The organism is Flavobacterium endophyticum (assembly GCF_003634455.1).
Lineage (GTDB): Bacteria > Bacteroidota > Bacteroidia > Flavobacteriales > Flavobacteriaceae > Flavobacterium > Flavobacterium endophyticum.
Map to the genome: position 1 here is coordinate 130,383 of NZ_RBLC01000003.1, position 16,904 is coordinate 147,286.

A 16,904-nucleotide genomic window follows, 5' to 3' on the forward strand; every position below is an offset into this window, starting at 1 on the left:
TTACTGAATATCGTTCCAAATTAGCTGTTCATCATTTTCTATGGCTCTTGTTGCCTTTTTTCCTAGAATATTATTGAAATGCTCGGCAAGAATCTTTCCGGTTCCAGGGCGCTTTACCCAGATATTTTCTTTTGTAAAAACCTCCCCTTCTACTATAGGTCGGATAGAACAGACCGTAGCAAAAGCAAAGTCGATAGTAACCTGTTCTTCTTTTGCGGGTTCTTTGCTGCCTCCTCGCATCTGCCAGATTTCATGACTGCCTGCTATCAGTTCTTGGCAAGCCGTCTCATCCATACTGCAGATGATATCGGGTCCTGTTCGGTTCATATGATCCGTAAAATGCCTTTCTAAGATGGAAGCGCCTAAGGCCACGGCACCCAGACAGGCATTGTTGTTCAGCGTATGATCGCTCAGACCGAAAACCTTATTCGGAAATGCCTCATGCAGTTGCGTCATGGCACCATAACGCACCAAATGAATCGGTGTCGGATATAAGTTGGTCGTATGCAGAAGCGCTACTGGAATATTGTGTTTGTCAAAAATAGCAACTGCTTTACTGACGCTTTCGATGGTATTCATTCCGGTACTTAAGATGACCGGCTTTCCAAAGCTGGCAATATGTTCGAGCAACGGATAATTATTGCATTCGCCGGAGCCAATCTTATAGGCTGGAATATCAAATTGTTTCAAGCGTTCGGCTGCAGCACGAGAAAAAGGTGTCGAAATAAAAATCATGCCTTTGCTTTCGACATATTCCTTGAGTTCCCACTCATCTGCTTCGTTCAAAGCGCAGCGTTCCATGATTTCATAAATAGAAACCGTGGCATTACCCGGCACTACCTTTTTGGCGGCTCCGCTCATTTCATCTTCCACGATATGGGTCTGGTGTTTTACTACTTCTGCGCCCGCTCGATGTGCAGCGTCTACCATTTCTTTTGCAACAGCCAGAGAACCTTCATGATTGATGCCTATTTCTGCAATTACCAGCGGCGGATAATCAGGTCCGATTTTTCTTCCTGCAATTTCTATGTATGGATTCATTGTTGTATGTTCAGGGGTTTTTCTATGTTTTATAGGGTATGCTTTTTATGCAGGTAAACTGCATAGTCAAAATCTTCTAAAGTATCAATATCGACACTGCCAAAAGGATGGTCGATTAACATTGGATAGGCTTCTTTACTGATAATCGTATCGTTAAGGATTAGTTCCGATTTGCAGATATACAACAATCCGTTTTCAAAATACAAAGGCTCTAGGTCTTGGCTTCGTTGTCCCGGTTCGTAATTGAATGGTATAAATTTATCCTCTTTAATTTTGCCTAGTTTTTGGTGGCTTTGGGTTACAGTAAAAAGGCTTTCGTATCTTCCTTTTTCATAAATCTCAAGAGCATTCTGCAGCAAATCTTTAGGCCGAAGCGGATTGGTCGGCTGCAGCAGTACTACTGTTTCAGGCTTCGATTCTAATGATTCCAGTACATGCTTTAAGGCAGTCACTGTCGGTTCTAGATCGCCTGCCAAATGTTGCGGCCTATCAATTACTTGCACACCATAGGCTATGGCTATTTTTTTAATCTCGGTATCGTCTGTGCTGACATAAACAGCATCAATATGGCTGTCCGCTTGGGCATATAAAATACTATGCGCCACGAGCGGGATACCGCCCAACAGCATGCTGTTTTTTCCTGGCAGTCTTTTAGATCCACCTCTCGCTGGAATAATGGCTATCGTCTTCATCGTTCTAGGCTTTTTTTAGCATCAAAGATTCTTTCTTCCATGCCCAGATTCCAATCTTCTTTGGAATAAAGTTCTTTGGGTATAGAAGGATAACTACTGCTTTCTGACAGAAATTCTTCAATCGCCTCTATCCATTCTGAAATAAAATGCGGGTTTTCAATCAGCCTGCCTAATTTACCATACTGCAGTACTTCCGGAACACCGCCCAAAGCGGAAGCAATGCAATAGCAGCCGCAATGCATTGCTTCGATCAAGCTCAATCCAAATCCTTCGTGCCATAGTGTCGGAAACAGATAGGCATCGGCAGCTTGGTAATAGTCAGGAAGCTCGCTATTAGGGATTTTCCCTAAAAAAACAACGCCTTTTATAGTCTCTTTTCTATTGGTTCCTATGACAAGCAATGTACAGTTGTCATGCTTTTCCTGTATGCGATTCCATACATCCAGCATCAGATCCAGTCCTTTTTTAGGTCGGTCCTGCGAGCACCAGATAAAGATTTTTTCGGAGGTAAATCCTAGTTTCTCTCTAAGCGCTTTCTTTTTCTCAGGAGTTATTTTGTAAAATTTGTCGGTATTAATTCCGTTGTGCAATACCGAAAATCGGCACGGCAATATCGTATAATATTCTTTATGGGTTTTATAGCTGTCGTAAGTCAAGAGTACCATTTCATCAATAAACTCGTAGAAATTTCGGCTGTCTAGATTGCCATAAAAGGGCGCGAAGCCATGATAAAAAAACTGTATGTAGCATCGGTTTCTCAATCCTTTGGAGGCAAGAAATTCCTGTAGCGGCTTGATGATTCCGAAATTATCAACAATCTGGATGATATGCTTTTCTCCCGTTGCCAGAATCTTTTCAAGCGCTTCGAGATAGCCGATATAATTATTTTTATGGTATTTTTTCTTGAGCTTGAGTGTCAGCGTCTGCCCTACGATTTCATAGTGTATGTTTGGGAATCGGGTTTCGGGCTGCTCGCAAATGATATAGTCGATGGAGTGCTTGCCTTCCATGTAGTTTTGGTACAAAGTAGTCCAGCTTCCAATCTTGGAATACGGTAGCGGGAATTGGGATATCAAAATTACTTTAGCCATAACTATTATTTAAACGGACAGGTTTCCATCAGGCCATCCTGTATTTCTTTAATTTTTTCTGGTGTGGCAGTCGATTGGACGGCATTAAAAAGAGCTTCGATTTGACTATCTTCCAACTTTTCCGATACAAACTTTGGAGCATAATTCTCGATGCCTACAGACTCGAAATAATCTTGGTATTTGATTCCGTCTCCAAAAACATTGTCGGAAAACTTGACCCAGACAGCCGGAATATGATAGGCCTGCGAAATGATAATTCCGTGCAAGGAAGACGAAATAATCCTTCTGCATTGCAAGATCAGATCGGTCACGCTCTCCACATCATTGGTCATCAGGTCGATTATAAGAACATTGCTGTGTTCTTTATACATTTCTGTTACCAGCTTATAATCGGCATAATGCGGAATGATTCCCAAATCGTATTTTGCCTGTTTCTTCGGATTATAAAATCGCGGCAACAAAAGCGCCGGATCTCCATATACTTCAGGAACTTCATAACCTTGCGCCATCAGATGCTTTCTGGTCTGCGGTCCACGGACGGCTAAAAATACGGCTTTTTTTATTTTATATTCTTTTGAAATGATGCCGCTTCCCCAGACTACGCATTTTCCTTCTACTTGAGCCAAAATACTTCCTGCGGTCAGGTAGATAGTCTTGAATGTATCCAAAAGAGAACGCTTTTTAGGATGGGTCCACATCCCTTTTTTTCCAGAAATCTTTTCGACAAGATAGCATCCCACGAGATCGCCGTAGTTTTCTTTTTTCTTGCCGGCAAGGTGGATTTCACTCCACCAAAAAAGCCTGATGTTTCCGTTTTGGGACATAAACCGGGTAAGATTAGCTTTAGGTTTTTATTTTAAAAATAATACTGCTTGGGTTTTCTTTGACCTGATAAATATAGGGGTTTGTATGGTAAAATGAAACGATATGTAGCAGGATTTGGTCATTGATTTCTTTAAGGCTGTAGAACTGCGGTACTTTTTTGCCCAATTGCTTCTTCAGCTTGTATTTGGCCGTAGCGTGAACAGGATTTTCTTTAATCTCAATCGCCAAGATTTGGTTTTTAGCATTGGAAAGCTGTTGGTAGAGGAAATAGTCTATCAATTTCTTCTCATTATAGAGAGTGGATACTGGAAAAGATTGCAATTCGTTCAGTTCTATGTCGACCATAACATTTCCCCAACCTTTAGGATTTACTTTGGTGGCTTTCGTCTTTAGATTATGCAACAAATGCTGGTGGTTGATTTCTACAATTCCAGACAATTGCAGTTCTTTGTTCAGCGTCTTGGTTTCTCTCTTTCTATAATTAGGATGCCACTGGTGCAACATTAAGAGCTTTTCATCATAGTATTCAACCTGACATCCGTCATTTTTTAAGCGATTGTGGATGTCGGTATCTTCGGCTCCCCAAAAATGAAAAAACTCATCAAAGCCATTTATTTCTTTTAGATAGGAAACTGGAAAAAGTGTCATTCCTGTAGCTTCTTCGTTGGTCTTGAAATTAATTTCATAAGACTCAAAGGTCTTATCTTTTTTTGTCTCTTGTTCGGAAAGAAATCCTACTTGAAAATAAGTAGCTTTATTCGGGTCGAGATGCTGTTCTAAAACAGCCGTGAATTGCGAGTGGAAAATCATGTCAATATCCGCTACAAAACAATAGCCGGAATCCATCTTTTTTACGGCATAATTCAAAGCTTTGCATTTGTTCCAAGGCTGGTCTTTTACAGGAAGGTAGGTATAGGAAGCAAAATTATATTTCTTGAGCAAGGTTTCCGCTGCTTCCGCCGATTTTTCCTCAGAACCATAGTCTATGAATACTACCTTGAAATTCTGCTTCGATTGCTGCGCCAACGAATCGATAGAACGCTGGATGCGCTTTATTTCACGGTTTCGGTAAGGGTAAACAATGGTTATCATAAATAATGTTCTGCAGCTTCTTTGGAAAGCCCTTTATATCTTAAGCATTGAGTTAATATTTTTTTTCTCAAAAAGAACTTGGCAAATAACTTATTTTTTATCCAATATCCCAACTGGGTTGAAGGAATCGTATTTAAATTCAATTTGCTTTCTGCTACATACTCATTAGGCTGGATTTCGTCTAATTTGTGCTGCATCCAGTCTTCTTTACTGTTGCCCATGTGATAGGCAAAATTATCCAGCGTAGATAACCTCCATAGTCCTTTTTTAACAACCGGAAGATCCAACAGTTCCTTTTCGCTATCGCCTCCGAGCTTATAGCTTGAGTACTTTTTATCCAGCTTTTCAAATATCGCTCCTCTATAGGTCGTAATAAAATGTCCCGCTCCGACAACAGCCTTAAAATCTTTATTGGAAACAGTCAGGTATTTATCTAATTGGTACTTATTATAGAATCCTGGATAGCCGATGCTGTTAGCAAATTCTTCTAGTGCTTTGGGATTTTTTACATCCGTAAAGTATAATTTTTCAGAAAAGAACAATTCATACCATATATTGGTTGCATAGGTTTTGAAGGATTTCGCCGACGGTGTCGGACAAACGGCTCCCGCTTTTGGAAACGCATTAAAGACAGCATAGGTTTCCTTTTGCCAGTGATTCAAAAACAGCACGTCGGAATCTGCGATGGTAACCAGTTGGAAATTATTCCCTGATAAGCCTTTCAATACAGCATTTAGTTTTCCGATGCTTGGGCAGTGGATGACCTCGTGAATTTTGTGCTCTTCAAACAAGTTGTTCAAATAATCGACAATCACTTGACAGCTTCCATTATTGACAATCGTGAAATACGTCTTTTTATGGCTGGTCAGCAACAGCGACTCCATACAGTATTTTAATATTGCAAAGCTGTCCTTAAAATAATCGTCTTGGTTGGGAATATAAACAGGAATCACGACCTGATGGAAGTACTCTGAGGCCTCTTGTTTTTTATCTTTATGTGGATTAAATCCTATTCGCATACCTGTCGTTTATTATTTGGATTGCCTCAAGACTCTTTTTACAATTGTCGTAATGAAACTGAAATAGCTTCGTATCCATCCTTTTTTTAGATGCAATTTTGTTATCCTCAACAGAAACGAAATTACCTTTTTATTGGTTAAATAGCAATTGTGTGTCTTTTCTAGAAAGTAATTAATTTGGGCAGGATTAAAATAGTGCGAATGTTTGTCTAACAAATAGATGTAAAATCTGAAACTTGCTTCTAGTTTTTGGGCGTTGAAAGAAGAACTACCTGAAATGCTTTCGGAAGATATTCTCACATAAACCGCTGCGTTGTTTAGCGTAAATAGGTTTTTAAAATCCGAAAATTCCATTACGGCTAATACATCTGAAAACCATGCTAATGGAAAATCTTTGAATCTGATTTTTTGTATTTTTTCTTTCCTAAAAATATATTCGCTTAATGAGCTTCTAGTCTTTCTAAAGAACGAATCAATTGAATTCTCGATTCTTGGATGCTGATAAACAGCAGAAATGAGGCTTACTTCTTCATTTATTTTATAGGTTGCATACCTGACAACGGCAATTTTTTCGTCTTGGATTTCTTGGAAATGATTATAAAATTCTTCAACGGCATTTTCACCCAGCACATCATCATCGCCCAAAATCATTACCCATTCTTCATTTTCTGCTAATGCGACACACCTTTCCCATTGCTTGACTAACGATTTGCCTCCCAAATTGGCATCAAATCTTTGATAGGAAAAGTCAATTTTGCCTTTATATTTTTCCAGCAAAACGCTTGGGTCTTCTTTACTTGCATCATCGCCTATATACACCTTAAAATCTTTATTGCTTTGTTCAGCCAAAGATTCTAGGGTTGCTTGAAAGAAGCGAATTTTATAATATGGAATAACAATTGCAAGCATGAACAGTAGCGCTGTAAACAGCGGATATTATTGGGTTCCTAATAATTTTGCCAGAGATTCTGTCATTCTTTTTTCATCAGAACGGAGCTTGCTTCTTCCGTGCAGTCCGTCGATATAAATGTTAGGCAGATGGTGGATCAGGTTGTCTTCAAAATCAGAGATGCAAATCATTTTTTTCATGCCTCCAAATTGGAAAACATCGGTATTGACTTTACATTTACTGCTGTATTTGTTGGTTCTTTCGACTTTTAATCCTAGTGCTTTTTTAATTTTTCTGACTACCCTAGAATACAAAGTATTTTCTATTACCAATTCTTTAAAATCAAGCTGCTTTCCGGTTCTTGCCAGCTGCTCCTTAGTCAAAATAAAGGTGGCTTGGTGAAGGTTTGAAAAATGAGCAAACTTTTTTCCGTTATAAATTTCAACAGAATTAAAATCCCATTCAAAATCCAAATGATAAGCTGGATAATATTTTCCTGTTTCGTTTTCTTCAAATTGTATCAGTCCCGTAATCCTGTTTTTAGGCAGTATTTTGGAATAGCTCAAATGGTTGTCGATATGCTTTTCGGTAAACAAATGGTCGTTTTCTCCGTATAAAAACACGTCAAAATCATCCTTGTTTTCCCAAATAGTCGTTCGGCAAGTCAAAGGCAATAACTGATAATCGTCTAATGTAAAAACATTTACTGTGTCAATTCCGTCGATATCTAGGTCGATATTCGAATTTACGATTATCGTAACGTCATATTTTTTAAAGCTTTTTAATTCGGCCACGACTCTTTCCAGAAAACGAAGTTGCTCGCTTCCGTAATTAACTAATACAGCTAAGATTTTGGTTAAATCTTGATTCATTTGGTGAAGTTATTTACTATTCGAGAGAATTAGTTAAGAAAAGGATAAGGATTATTTTTTATTTCATTCTTAATTTTTGCAACTTGTTTTTTTGTGCTATAGAGTTTTTTAAGATATCGTATCGAATCTAAAAAATCAGATTTATTCCAATTGACCAGTGCCTTAATTGTTTTCTTGAAGGTCAGTCGTATCATTTTGTTTGCAGATAAATTACTATTAGGATTCATGAGCTTTAAATCCTGAAGATTTGCCAAATTTCTAGGATTAGAATTTCTGACTTGCTGCTCTCTGTCATGATAGGCGAAAGCATCGGGTACAACGCCAACTTTTAAGCTTTTAAACTTGCATCTGTTGACATAATCGTTGTCTTCAGCATAATGAAAAAAATAGGGATTAAAGCCTCCTACTTCTTGCAACGTTTTTTTGGAAAGCAGCCAAATAGCGGCATTGACGAACCTGACATCATAGACCGACTTCATTTTTTTATTCAGATAAACATCAGAATACAAGTTCTTACAATTGCTTGGATTGATATAGGTTTGGAAATACAAATCAATCTGATTTCCTTGTCCATCCAAATGAATCGGGCTCAAGATTCCATAGCCTTTATGAGTTTCCATTTGAAGCATCAATTTCTGCAACGTGTCTTCTTTCAGGTAAGCATCTTGATTTAGCAGTAAAAAATAGTTTCCTCCTTTTTCCAAAGCTATTTTCAGTCCGATATTGTTTGCTTTCCCAAAGCCTAAATTTTCTTTATTTTCTACGAGAATGGCTTGCGGATATTTGTTTTTAATGGTTTCTACAGTAGCATCTGACGAATTGTTATCGACGATTACTAACGTAGCCTTGGAAGAGGAATCTAGAACAGAATTTACACATTTTTCAATCCAACGCATGGCATTATAGGTCACAATTATGACATATATTTTATGATCCATGGACGCAGATTCCGACATATCCTACTTCTTTTATTTTAATTTTCTTTTCAAAAACTTAAACGGACTTAATATAAAATGTCCCGCTTTATAGGTAGCGCTATTTTGGATTTCATTCACCAATTCTTTCTTGCTGATGCTTCCTCCGTCAAAAACTGAAATATTTTGTCTTTTAAAATCGCCGTCAGAAGCTATAATTATTAAAAAGAGTGCATTCCATTTTTTTTCTCTAATTGCAGCATAATCTCCTGAAAAGAATTTCAATTCTTTGAGATACTGCTCGTCCAGCACCATGGAATTGCCATTGTTATAAATTTGCGACAGCAATTGTGTTTGGCTGAAATATCGAGATGCTAAGTCTGAAAATTCCTCTTTGTACAATTCTTTCACATGGAATTCGTTTTCCAGTTTCCTCATGTCAGAATAATACAATTTATCTGGAGTAGAAATAATCAATAGGCCGTTTGGTTTCAACACTCTTTTTATTTCCGTCATCATTTCATCATGTTCATCATGATGTTCGATCGTTTCATAACTTACGACAATATCAACCGAATTATCTTCTAAAGGTATTTTGCTCGTACTGCCGACTAAAAACTCAATATTTTGTTTTTTGTATTTCAGCTTTGCCTGTGAAATGCATTCGTTGTCAATATCAACTCCATAAACAAAAGAAGCTTTTTCGCTCATCAAATGGCTACCGTAACCTTCGCCACAAGCTATATCGAGGACTATCTTATCACTGCAATATTCTGTTGCAATAGAATACCTGTGCAGATGTTCGATTGCTATCCTGTTATATACGAAAGTTTCCAGCCTTTCTCCTGTCCAGTTTTTCATTATGCTTTTATTCCCAGTTTAATAACGGCCTGACTACTCCAGGTATTTTTCCTGAATAATCACCCCGTGCGGATGTATCATTTTTAATTTCTATCACGTTGAAGCCTACAATATCCATTTCATGAAATTCTACAAAAAAGGGCTTGTAGCGCATGATGGCAAAACTGCAGGTGTAGCTCCCTTCGGCTAAAAGAAATTTAGGAATGGTGATGGTCTTTTTGTGCACTCCTAAAGAAAGAGGTTCTTCTAAAGTTGAAGAGTCTTTGTCATGTGAACTCAAAATATGCAGTCCTTGATTGTTGAACAAATTAAAACCATGCGTAAACCGCTGCTCTTTTTTTAAAATTTCATAGGTGAATTCTACTTTTATATCCTGCGACATCAGATGGTTTAGCGCTACTTTGTCCGTAGAATCTAAAACTTTAACTTCCTTCAGCTTGATAAAATCGGAACTCGGAGCTTCTTCAATACTCCAATCTCTATACGGCTGCTGTTCGGCATTTTTTAAATATCGGTCAATACAGTCTTCCACCGCACCTTCAAAACTAACTTGTCCTTTTTCGAGCAGAATTCCTCTAGTACACAAACCCTTGACCGCTGCCATGTTATGGCTCACGAACAAAACCGTTCTCCCTTCACCTTTTGAAATGTCTTGCATCTTTCCAATGGCTTTTTTCTGAAATTCGGCATCACCAACAGCCAGCACTTCATCGACAACTAAAATTTCAGGTTCTAAAAAGGCAGCGACGGCAAATGCTAGACGAACAGTCATTCCAGAACTGTATCTTTTTACAGGTGTATCAATATAGCGCTGGCAGCCGCTGAACTCAATGATTTCATCAATTTTAGATTTGATTTCTTTTTTGGTCATTCCGAGAATGGCTCCGTTCAGGTAAATATTTTCCCGTCCGGTCATTTCGCTATGAAAACCCGTGCCGACTTCCAGTAGAGAAGCAATGCGCCCTTTTGTTTTTATGACTCCGGTTGTCGGTGCCGTAACTCTTGAAAGTATTTTGAGCAGTGTTGATTTGCCGGCTCCATTTTTGCCAATTATGCCTAAAACTTCGCCTTTATGGACTTCAAAATTAATATCATGTAAAGCCCAGACATAGTCTGATGTGGCTTTTGAGGAACGATCATTGACATCGCCTACTTTAAGGTAAGGGTCTTCTTTGCCGCGGATGTTTGCCCACCAGCGGTTAAGATCATGGCTGAGTGTTCCTGTTCCCACTTTACCTAAGCGGTATTGTTTTGAAATTCCTTCAGCTTTCAGTATTATTTCATTGCTCATTTTTGTGGTAGAAACTTAAAATGTTGCGATTGTAATGTGGCCTGCCAAATATAACAATTATAATGCAATAAGAAATTTAATTTAAACGATTACGTCTTGTCAAAATACCTCTAAAGACTGCACCATTTCATATATTCTGTTATAAAAAATAAGGATTATTAAATTTATGCCATAAATTTGCAACTGAATCTTAAATCCATACAACTTTGTTCTTCTTTACTAAAAACAAGCCGATTCTTAAAGACCTTATTGAGAGCTATGTAGACATCCATTCTCATCTGTTACCGGGAATAGATGATGGCTCTAAAAACTTTGAAACCACACTTTTTCTGGTCCAATCTTTACAGAAAATAGGTTTTGAGCAGTTCATCACGACTCCTCATGTCATCAAAAATATCTGGGACAATTCAAGGTCTGGAATTGAAACGCTTCTTGCTTCAACAACTGAAAAGCTTGCACAAGAAAATATAAATCCATCGTTTAATGCCGCCGCAGAATACATGATGGATGATTCTTTCTCAAAGCTAATCGAATCCGAGAAATTGCTTACGCTAAAAGACAATTATATTCTTGTGGAAATGTCTTATATCAATCCACCCATACAATTGTATGAGATCATCTTCAACATACGTGTGGCGGGATATCAGCCTGTATTGGCGCATCCAGAACGGTATATTTTTTATCACAATAATTTTGACGAGTATAAAAAATTAAAGAAGGCCGGTTGTTTCTTTCAATTAAACCTCTTGTCGACCGTAGGATATTATGGCTCAGGCGTTGCCAAGGTTGCACAAAAGCTTCTAGAAAAAGGAATGATTGATTTTACGGGTTCTGACCTGCATCACGAAAATCACTTGAGAAGTTTTGACAAAAAATTATTATTCTCAGATACAACCGCATTGAAAGAAGCAATAAAACACAATAACTTTTTTAAACGATAATAAAAAAAGCCCTTTAAAAAGGGCTTTTCTGTTTCTGTAAGATACTTATTTCTTGAATATGTTTTTGTACCAAGGTTTTACTTCTTCTTGAACTCCATAACCGTAGCCGTAACCGTAGCCATAGCCTTTCTTCATTATCTCTGTAGCATTTAATACAAGAGACATGTTTGGCAATTTCTTTTGATTATAGAACATTTCTGGGACATGCAGCATACGCTTGTCTAGATAATTGGCTCTAACTACATAAATAAATGCATCCGCATTATTAGCAATCAAAAGTGTATCTGTAACAACACTAACCGGAGCTGTATCTACGATAATATAATCATACGTATCTTTCAACTCTGTAAACATTTTATTAAGCTTGTCGTTCATCAAAAGTTCTACTGGATTTGGCGGAATAACTCCTGAAGATAATACGTGGAAATTTTCAAAATTATCTAGTTTAGTAATATAGCTTTCTAGATTTCTGTCATGTTTCGAAAGATAGTTTGTAACTCCTTCAGATTTTATTGGTATATATTCTGCTAATTTCGGGTTCCTAATATCCATTCCCACCAACAATACTTTTTTTCCAGACAGCGCAATAGTACCAGCTAAGTTTACAGAAATAAAAGTCTTTCCTTCCCCTGGAATTGTTGAAGTTACAAATATTGCCTTTCCTTTATCGCCTTGAACACCTGTCAACATGAATTCTAAATTGGTTCTCACAATTCGGATCGCCTCAGCTGAACTAGAGCGGCTATTGGTATTGATCATTTCTTCATGTGATTCAGATTTAGGAACATCTCCTAGGAATGGAATTGCCAGACGTTTTTCTATTTCTTGTCTAGTTTTGATTTTAGTATTAAGCAAGTCCATTATATAAATTATCCCAAAAGGAATAGCCAATCCTGCAAGAAGCGCTCCTAAATAAATTATCATTCTTTTTGGCGAAACTGGTACTTCAGAACTTAAAGCGGAATCAATAACTTTTGCACTTTGTTCTGTTGCAGCCAACGTCAGAGCTGTTTCTTCACGTTTTTCAAGAAGATACAAATAGAGTGCTTCTTTTACTTTTTGTTGCCTATCAATAATTCTAAATTCTCTTTCGAGACGGGGCACTTGTGCTTTTCTGCCTCCTATTTCTGCCCCTTCTCTATCAAGATTCCTCCTTTTTATATTCAAAGAAGATTGTAACCTATAAAGACTTTGTTGAATATTCGATTTGAGTGCAACTATTCTTTTGTCAGCATTTTTTACGACAGGATTATCTAAGGTTGCACCTGTAGCAATTCTATTCCTTTCTATTACTAATTTATTATATTCTGCGATAAGGCTTCCTGCTTCAGAGTCAGTACCTGTTGAAAGAATATTCGTAGGAACCAAATCTTCTGATTTACTACTTTTCAAGAATGAAATCATTGAAGCAACTACGTTTTGTTGAATCTCTGTTTCAATTTTTTGCTTTTCATAATCTGATGCATTCTCTAAAAACAATTTTGTCTCAGACTCAATATCCGTAAGACGGTTTTGATTTTTAAAACCTTCTACATCTTTTTCTACGTCAGACAATTCGTTGGTAATGAATTCTAAACGTTGGCTAATGAATTGCGATGTTTTTTCAGCAACAAGATTTTTATCCTCAATTGCATTCTGGTTGTAAATTTCTACTAGAGTATTTAAAAAGTCTTCGCCTCTTTCTGGAACTTCATCTACTATTGATAGCTCTACAACGCTGGTATTCTTACTTAGTGGACTTACATTTAATCTTGATTTAAAACTCTGCGTTTTTTTAGCTAACGGAGAAACTTCACAATCAATCGAGAATTCTCCATTTAGTTTAGAATCTTCCCGAGTGGATTTTGTAACTAAAATATTTCCAAGAGTAGAAGAAATTAATTTATTATATCGAAAAATTCCAATTTCTTTATCAGCGTAAGTCAGTCTATAAGTGTCTTTATTAACCGATCCTACTTGAAATATTGTTTTTTTGAATTTCTTGTCTTTCGCTTTAGGAAAAAAGAGAAATACGATAGGAGAATTTTTATATAATTCTACGGATTTTACTCTTCCATGATTAATATAAGAGACGTTTAACTTCAGCTCTTCGACAGTATTGTAAATTAGCGTTCTGGATCTCAAGACTTCTACTTCATTATCCACATTACTTTTAGAACCTCCAAGTACTCCTAAATCTGACAAGGCAGAAAATTCCGAAGCAAGCCCGCCTTTTTTATCATCTTTTACTAAAATTGTAGCATTTGCTCTATAGAGCGGCGTTGCATATCTAAGATAAATGAAGGCACATACAAGAGTAATAATAATTGTAAAGAGAAACCATTTCCAATGAGCAAGATATTTTTCTATCTGTTCACGGATACTAAAGTCAGATTCTTGATTTTCTTGCGATAATTCTTGATTATTATTCATAATATTTATCGAACGGTTAAGGCTATAATAGTAACAATTAAAGAAACGGCAGAGATAACAATAGAAGTGTTTGGCCCTACAACAGAAGAATTTACTTTTGTTTTATTCGGCTCCACATATACAATGTCATTTTGTGATAAATAATAATATGGTGAATTCAAAAAGTCAGCTTTGGTAATATCAACACGTGTAGCTTGTTTTTTTCCGTCTTTTTCTCTTATTATCAAAATATTTTCTCTTTTGCCATAGACAGTCAAGTCTCCAGATAAACTTAAGGCTTCAGCTAAGGTTATTCTTTCACTTGTAATATTATGAACTCCAGGCTGTGTTACTTCTCCTTGAACAGTAATTTTAAAATTTAGTATTCTCAGATTAACAGATGGTTTTGTTATATATTTTGAGAGCTCTTGATTCATTTTTCCAACAGCTTCCGTTCTAGTCAATCCTCCCAATTTAATTGCTCCAATTATAGGAAATTGTATGAATCCATTAGAATCGATAAGATAGCTATTCATTCGCAGTTGTTGTGTTTCAAATTCTGTATTTGACTGCATGACTACAGATGGAAGATTAAAAGGCGCTGCTACTTCTGGATTTTCAGCCATGACAACAATCATTAATAAATCATCTGGTTGCAAATGTGTTTCGTAAGAGGCAGAATTTTCAAGGTTTGGCAATTGATCAATATTTTGATAATATGCTACTCCTTTTCTTGAAGCACAAGAAAAAACAAAAATAGAAGTCAAAATTAAAATTATCGGCCTGAAGAAAAAGAATCGTTTCATATTGGAATTTTCTGTGTAAAGATGCTATTTAAGGATTAAAAGCCTAGATATGGACTAAATTTGGTTGGCGTGATTTTTGTCTAACGTTTCGAAAACAGAATTCATACTTTTGAATTCTGGCACAATAAATTTCATTTTAGCAACAATTCCTTCATTAGAAGTAATTTCCGAAGTATCTATTAAGTCATGTATGGCTTCACTCACCGCATCAAAATCATCAAAAGTTTCTTCAGCAATCATAATCTTCTCATGATGTGTAGGCAATGTTTTGGCTGTATCATTAAGCAATTCTTCATATAATTTTTCACCAGGGCGCAAACCTACTATTTTGATCTTGATTTGCTTATCAGGCATAAATCCTGCCAGCTTAATCATTTTTCTCGCCAGATCAATAATTTTAACTGGGTCTCCCATATCGAAGATATATACCTCGCCTCCATTACCCATTGCACCAGCTTCAAGAACTAGCTGACAAGCTTCGGGAATAGTCATGAAATATCGTATAATATCAGGGTGTGTAATTGTAATTGGCCCGCCTTCTTCGATTTGTTTCTTAAAAAGTGGTACCACTGAGCCATTTGACCCTAATACATTTCCAAATCGTGTAGTTATGAACTTAGTGCCATTATTTTCAGAATCATTCCTATGTTTATAATTTAAGGACTGAACATATTTTTCTGCAATTCTTTTGCTTGCGCCCATCACACTACTTGGATTTACAGCCTTATCTGTAGAAACCATCACAAAACGTTCTACTTTATATTTATGAGATAAATCGGCAAGGATTTTAGTCCCTAATATGTTTGTAAATACAGCCTGCGAAGGATTTTCTTCCATTAATGGGACATGCTTGTATGCTGCTGCGTGATACACAACTTGCGGTTGATATAGCTTAAAAACCTGCTTTAACACCTGTTTATTTCTTACATCGGCCAAAACGTTATGAATCGTTATTTCAGGATTGCAATTTGCAATTTCTAATGACAGGCTGTGTAATGGTGTTTCAGCTTGATCCAGAATAACAATAGTCTTTGGATTAAATCCTATTACTTGCCTTACAATTTCACTTCCAATAGAACCAGCCGCTCCGGTAACCATAATGGTCTTGCCTCTTAATTGAGAAGATATAGAGTGTGTATCAAGAACAATCGGCTTTCTTTCTAGCAAATCTTGAATCTCAAAGCTTTTAATATTTTTTGAAATTTCTTCCTGATTTTCCCAGTCAGTAATTAAAGGTATTGTATACACTTTATAGTTGTATTCCAAACATTCATCGACTATAGCTAATCTTTCCTCTTTAGTAAGAGATTTATCTGCTATAATAAGTGCCTCAGCACCAACAGAACGCATTACTACAGGAACTCTTCTCTTGAGTTGCAGGATAGGGAGATCCAGAATCCTTTTTGAACTATTCTGGCTAAATTTATCAATAAAACCAATAAGTTTAAATCGGCTTGGGTTTTCCGATCTCAAAGCATTAGCAACGGCTATGGCATTATTGTCAAATCCATAAATCAGTGCTCTCATTTGCCCATCTTTTCTCGAAATATTAAGATATTTTTCAAAAGTTTGCTTTACAACTATCCTGTAAAAAAACAGAAAAGAAAACGAAAGAACCCCATTAATAAATATACCTGTATTTAAAAATATCTTATATTCGTGATCAAGAAGGAATACAAAATTGACAAACACAAGAGTAATTAGGGCGCAAAATTGGGCAAAAAATATCTTAACAGCATCAATATAGGAAGAATGCCTTATGATTCCCGAATAAGTGCGAAAGACCCAAAAGAAAAAAATATTTACTACAAAATAAAGGATTGTTCCATAAAAGAGATAGCCATCAGGGATATAAGTCAGCTTGATTCCTTTCAGCAACAAGTAGGTTATAAGACCTGCAGCAAATACAATTCCCAAATCGAGTAATAAAACAACCCATCTGGGAAGATATCCCAAATTCTTAAAACTAAAGCTTAATTTCCGTCCCGGTATAGCATTTCGCATATCAGACGTAAAATTTTTTTTGTCTAATTCTTTCAATTTTCAAAAGTTTTTAATTCGGGGGAATTCCAAAAATGCTCTTGCAATTTTGCGCAAAGTTATACAAAAAACAACAATGTTAAGTGATTATTAAAATTTTAAATACTCATTAACGTTTTTTCTTAATTTTATATTTTTT

The 16,904-nt window shown here is 36.6% G+C and carries 15 protein-coding genes; 1 reads left to right on the plus strand and 14 read right to left on the minus strand.

Annotation, left to right across the window (positions count from 1 at the left end):
- From neuB to CLV94_RS12130, 11 genes are read right to left on the minus strand one after another with little or no spacing between them, the layout of a single operon-like run.
- Positions 1-1,041, minus strand: coding sequence for an N-acetylneuraminate synthase (gene neuB / locus CLV94_RS12080; RefSeq protein WP_121376758.1), 1,041 nt, complete (start codon positions 1,039-1,041; stop codon positions 1-3).
- A 29-nt stretch (positions 1,042-1,070) separates the two neighbouring features.
- Positions 1,071-1,733, minus strand: a complete 663-nt coding sequence (locus CLV94_RS12085) for an acylneuraminate cytidylyltransferase family protein (RefSeq protein ID WP_121376759.1) — start codon at positions 1,731-1,733, stop codon at positions 1,071-1,073.
- Positions 1,730-2,824: a glycosyltransferase family 4 protein gene (locus CLV94_RS12090; protein ID WP_121376760.1), complete on the minus strand. Its 1,095-nt coding sequence runs from the start codon at positions 2,822-2,824 to the stop codon at positions 1,730-1,732. The genes CLV94_RS12085 and CLV94_RS12090 overlap by 4 nt, the downstream gene beginning before the upstream one ends.
- Before the next feature lie 5 nt (positions 2,825-2,829).
- On the minus strand, positions 2,830-3,648 hold the full coding sequence (locus CLV94_RS12095) for a polysaccharide pyruvyl transferase family protein (protein WP_121376761.1): 819 nt from the start codon (positions 3,646-3,648) through the stop codon (positions 2,830-2,832).
- Between the two features lie 19 nt (positions 3,649-3,667).
- Entirely contained in the window at positions 3,668-4,741 is a 1,074-nt protein-coding gene (locus CLV94_RS12100) for a glycosyltransferase family 2 protein (RefSeq protein ID WP_121376762.1), read from the minus strand.
- Positions 4,738-5,760 carry a glycosyltransferase family A protein gene (locus CLV94_RS12105; RefSeq protein ID WP_121376763.1) on the minus strand — a complete coding sequence of 341 codons (1,023 nt, stop codon included), beginning with the start codon at positions 5,758-5,760 and terminating at the stop codon, positions 4,738-4,740. The genes CLV94_RS12100 and CLV94_RS12105 overlap by 4 nt, the downstream gene beginning before the upstream one ends.
- A gap of 12 nt (positions 5,761-5,772) precedes the next feature.
- Entirely contained in the window at positions 5,773-6,669 is an 897-nt protein-coding gene (locus CLV94_RS12110) for a glycosyltransferase family 2 protein (RefSeq protein ID WP_121376764.1), read from the minus strand.
- Between the two features lie 27 nt (positions 6,670-6,696).
- Positions 6,697-7,521 carry a hypothetical protein gene (locus CLV94_RS12115; RefSeq protein ID WP_121376765.1) on the minus strand — a complete coding sequence of 275 codons (825 nt, stop codon included), beginning with the start codon at positions 7,519-7,521 and terminating at the stop codon, positions 6,697-6,699.
- A gap of 29 nt (positions 7,522-7,550) precedes the next feature.
- Entirely contained in the window at positions 7,551-8,477 is a 927-nt protein-coding gene (locus CLV94_RS12120) for a glycosyltransferase family 2 protein (protein ID WP_121376766.1), read from the minus strand.
- 12 nt (positions 8,478-8,489) lie between these two features.
- Positions 8,490-9,296 (minus strand): class I SAM-dependent methyltransferase, encoded by an 807-nt coding sequence (locus CLV94_RS12125; protein WP_121376767.1) that lies wholly within the window; start codon positions 9,294-9,296, stop codon positions 8,490-8,492.
- A gap of 7 nt (positions 9,297-9,303) precedes the next feature.
- Positions 9,304-10,587: an ABC transporter ATP-binding protein gene (locus CLV94_RS12130; protein WP_121376768.1), complete on the minus strand. Its 1,284-nt coding sequence runs from the start codon at positions 10,585-10,587 to the stop codon at positions 9,304-9,306.
- A gap of 206 nt (positions 10,588-10,793) precedes the next feature.
- Between CLV94_RS12130 and CLV94_RS12135 the strand changes: the two genes are divergently transcribed.
- A complete protein-coding gene (locus tag CLV94_RS12135; RefSeq protein ID WP_121376769.1) occupies positions 10,794-11,528 on the plus strand; it encodes a tyrosine-protein phosphatase in 735 nt (244 codons plus the stop codon).
- A 45-nt stretch (positions 11,529-11,573) separates the two neighbouring features.
- Here the strand turns inward: CLV94_RS12135 and CLV94_RS12140 are convergent, their stop codons facing one another.
- From CLV94_RS12140 to CLV94_RS12150, 3 genes are read right to left on the minus strand one after another with little or no spacing between them, the layout of a single operon-like run.
- A complete protein-coding gene (locus tag CLV94_RS12140; protein WP_121376770.1) occupies positions 11,574-13,940 on the minus strand; it encodes a GumC family protein in 2,367 nt (788 codons plus the stop codon).
- A gap of 5 nt (positions 13,941-13,945) precedes the next feature.
- Positions 13,946-14,725 (minus strand): polysaccharide biosynthesis/export family protein, encoded by a 780-nt coding sequence (locus CLV94_RS12145; protein ID WP_121376771.1) that lies wholly within the window; start codon positions 14,723-14,725, stop codon positions 13,946-13,948.
- 54 nt (positions 14,726-14,779) lie between these two features.
- On the minus strand, positions 14,780-16,729 hold the full coding sequence (locus CLV94_RS12150; protein WP_121376942.1) for a polysaccharide biosynthesis protein: 1,950 nt from the start codon (positions 16,727-16,729) through the stop codon (positions 14,780-14,782).
- Positions 16,730-16,904: the final 175 nt, after the last annotated feature.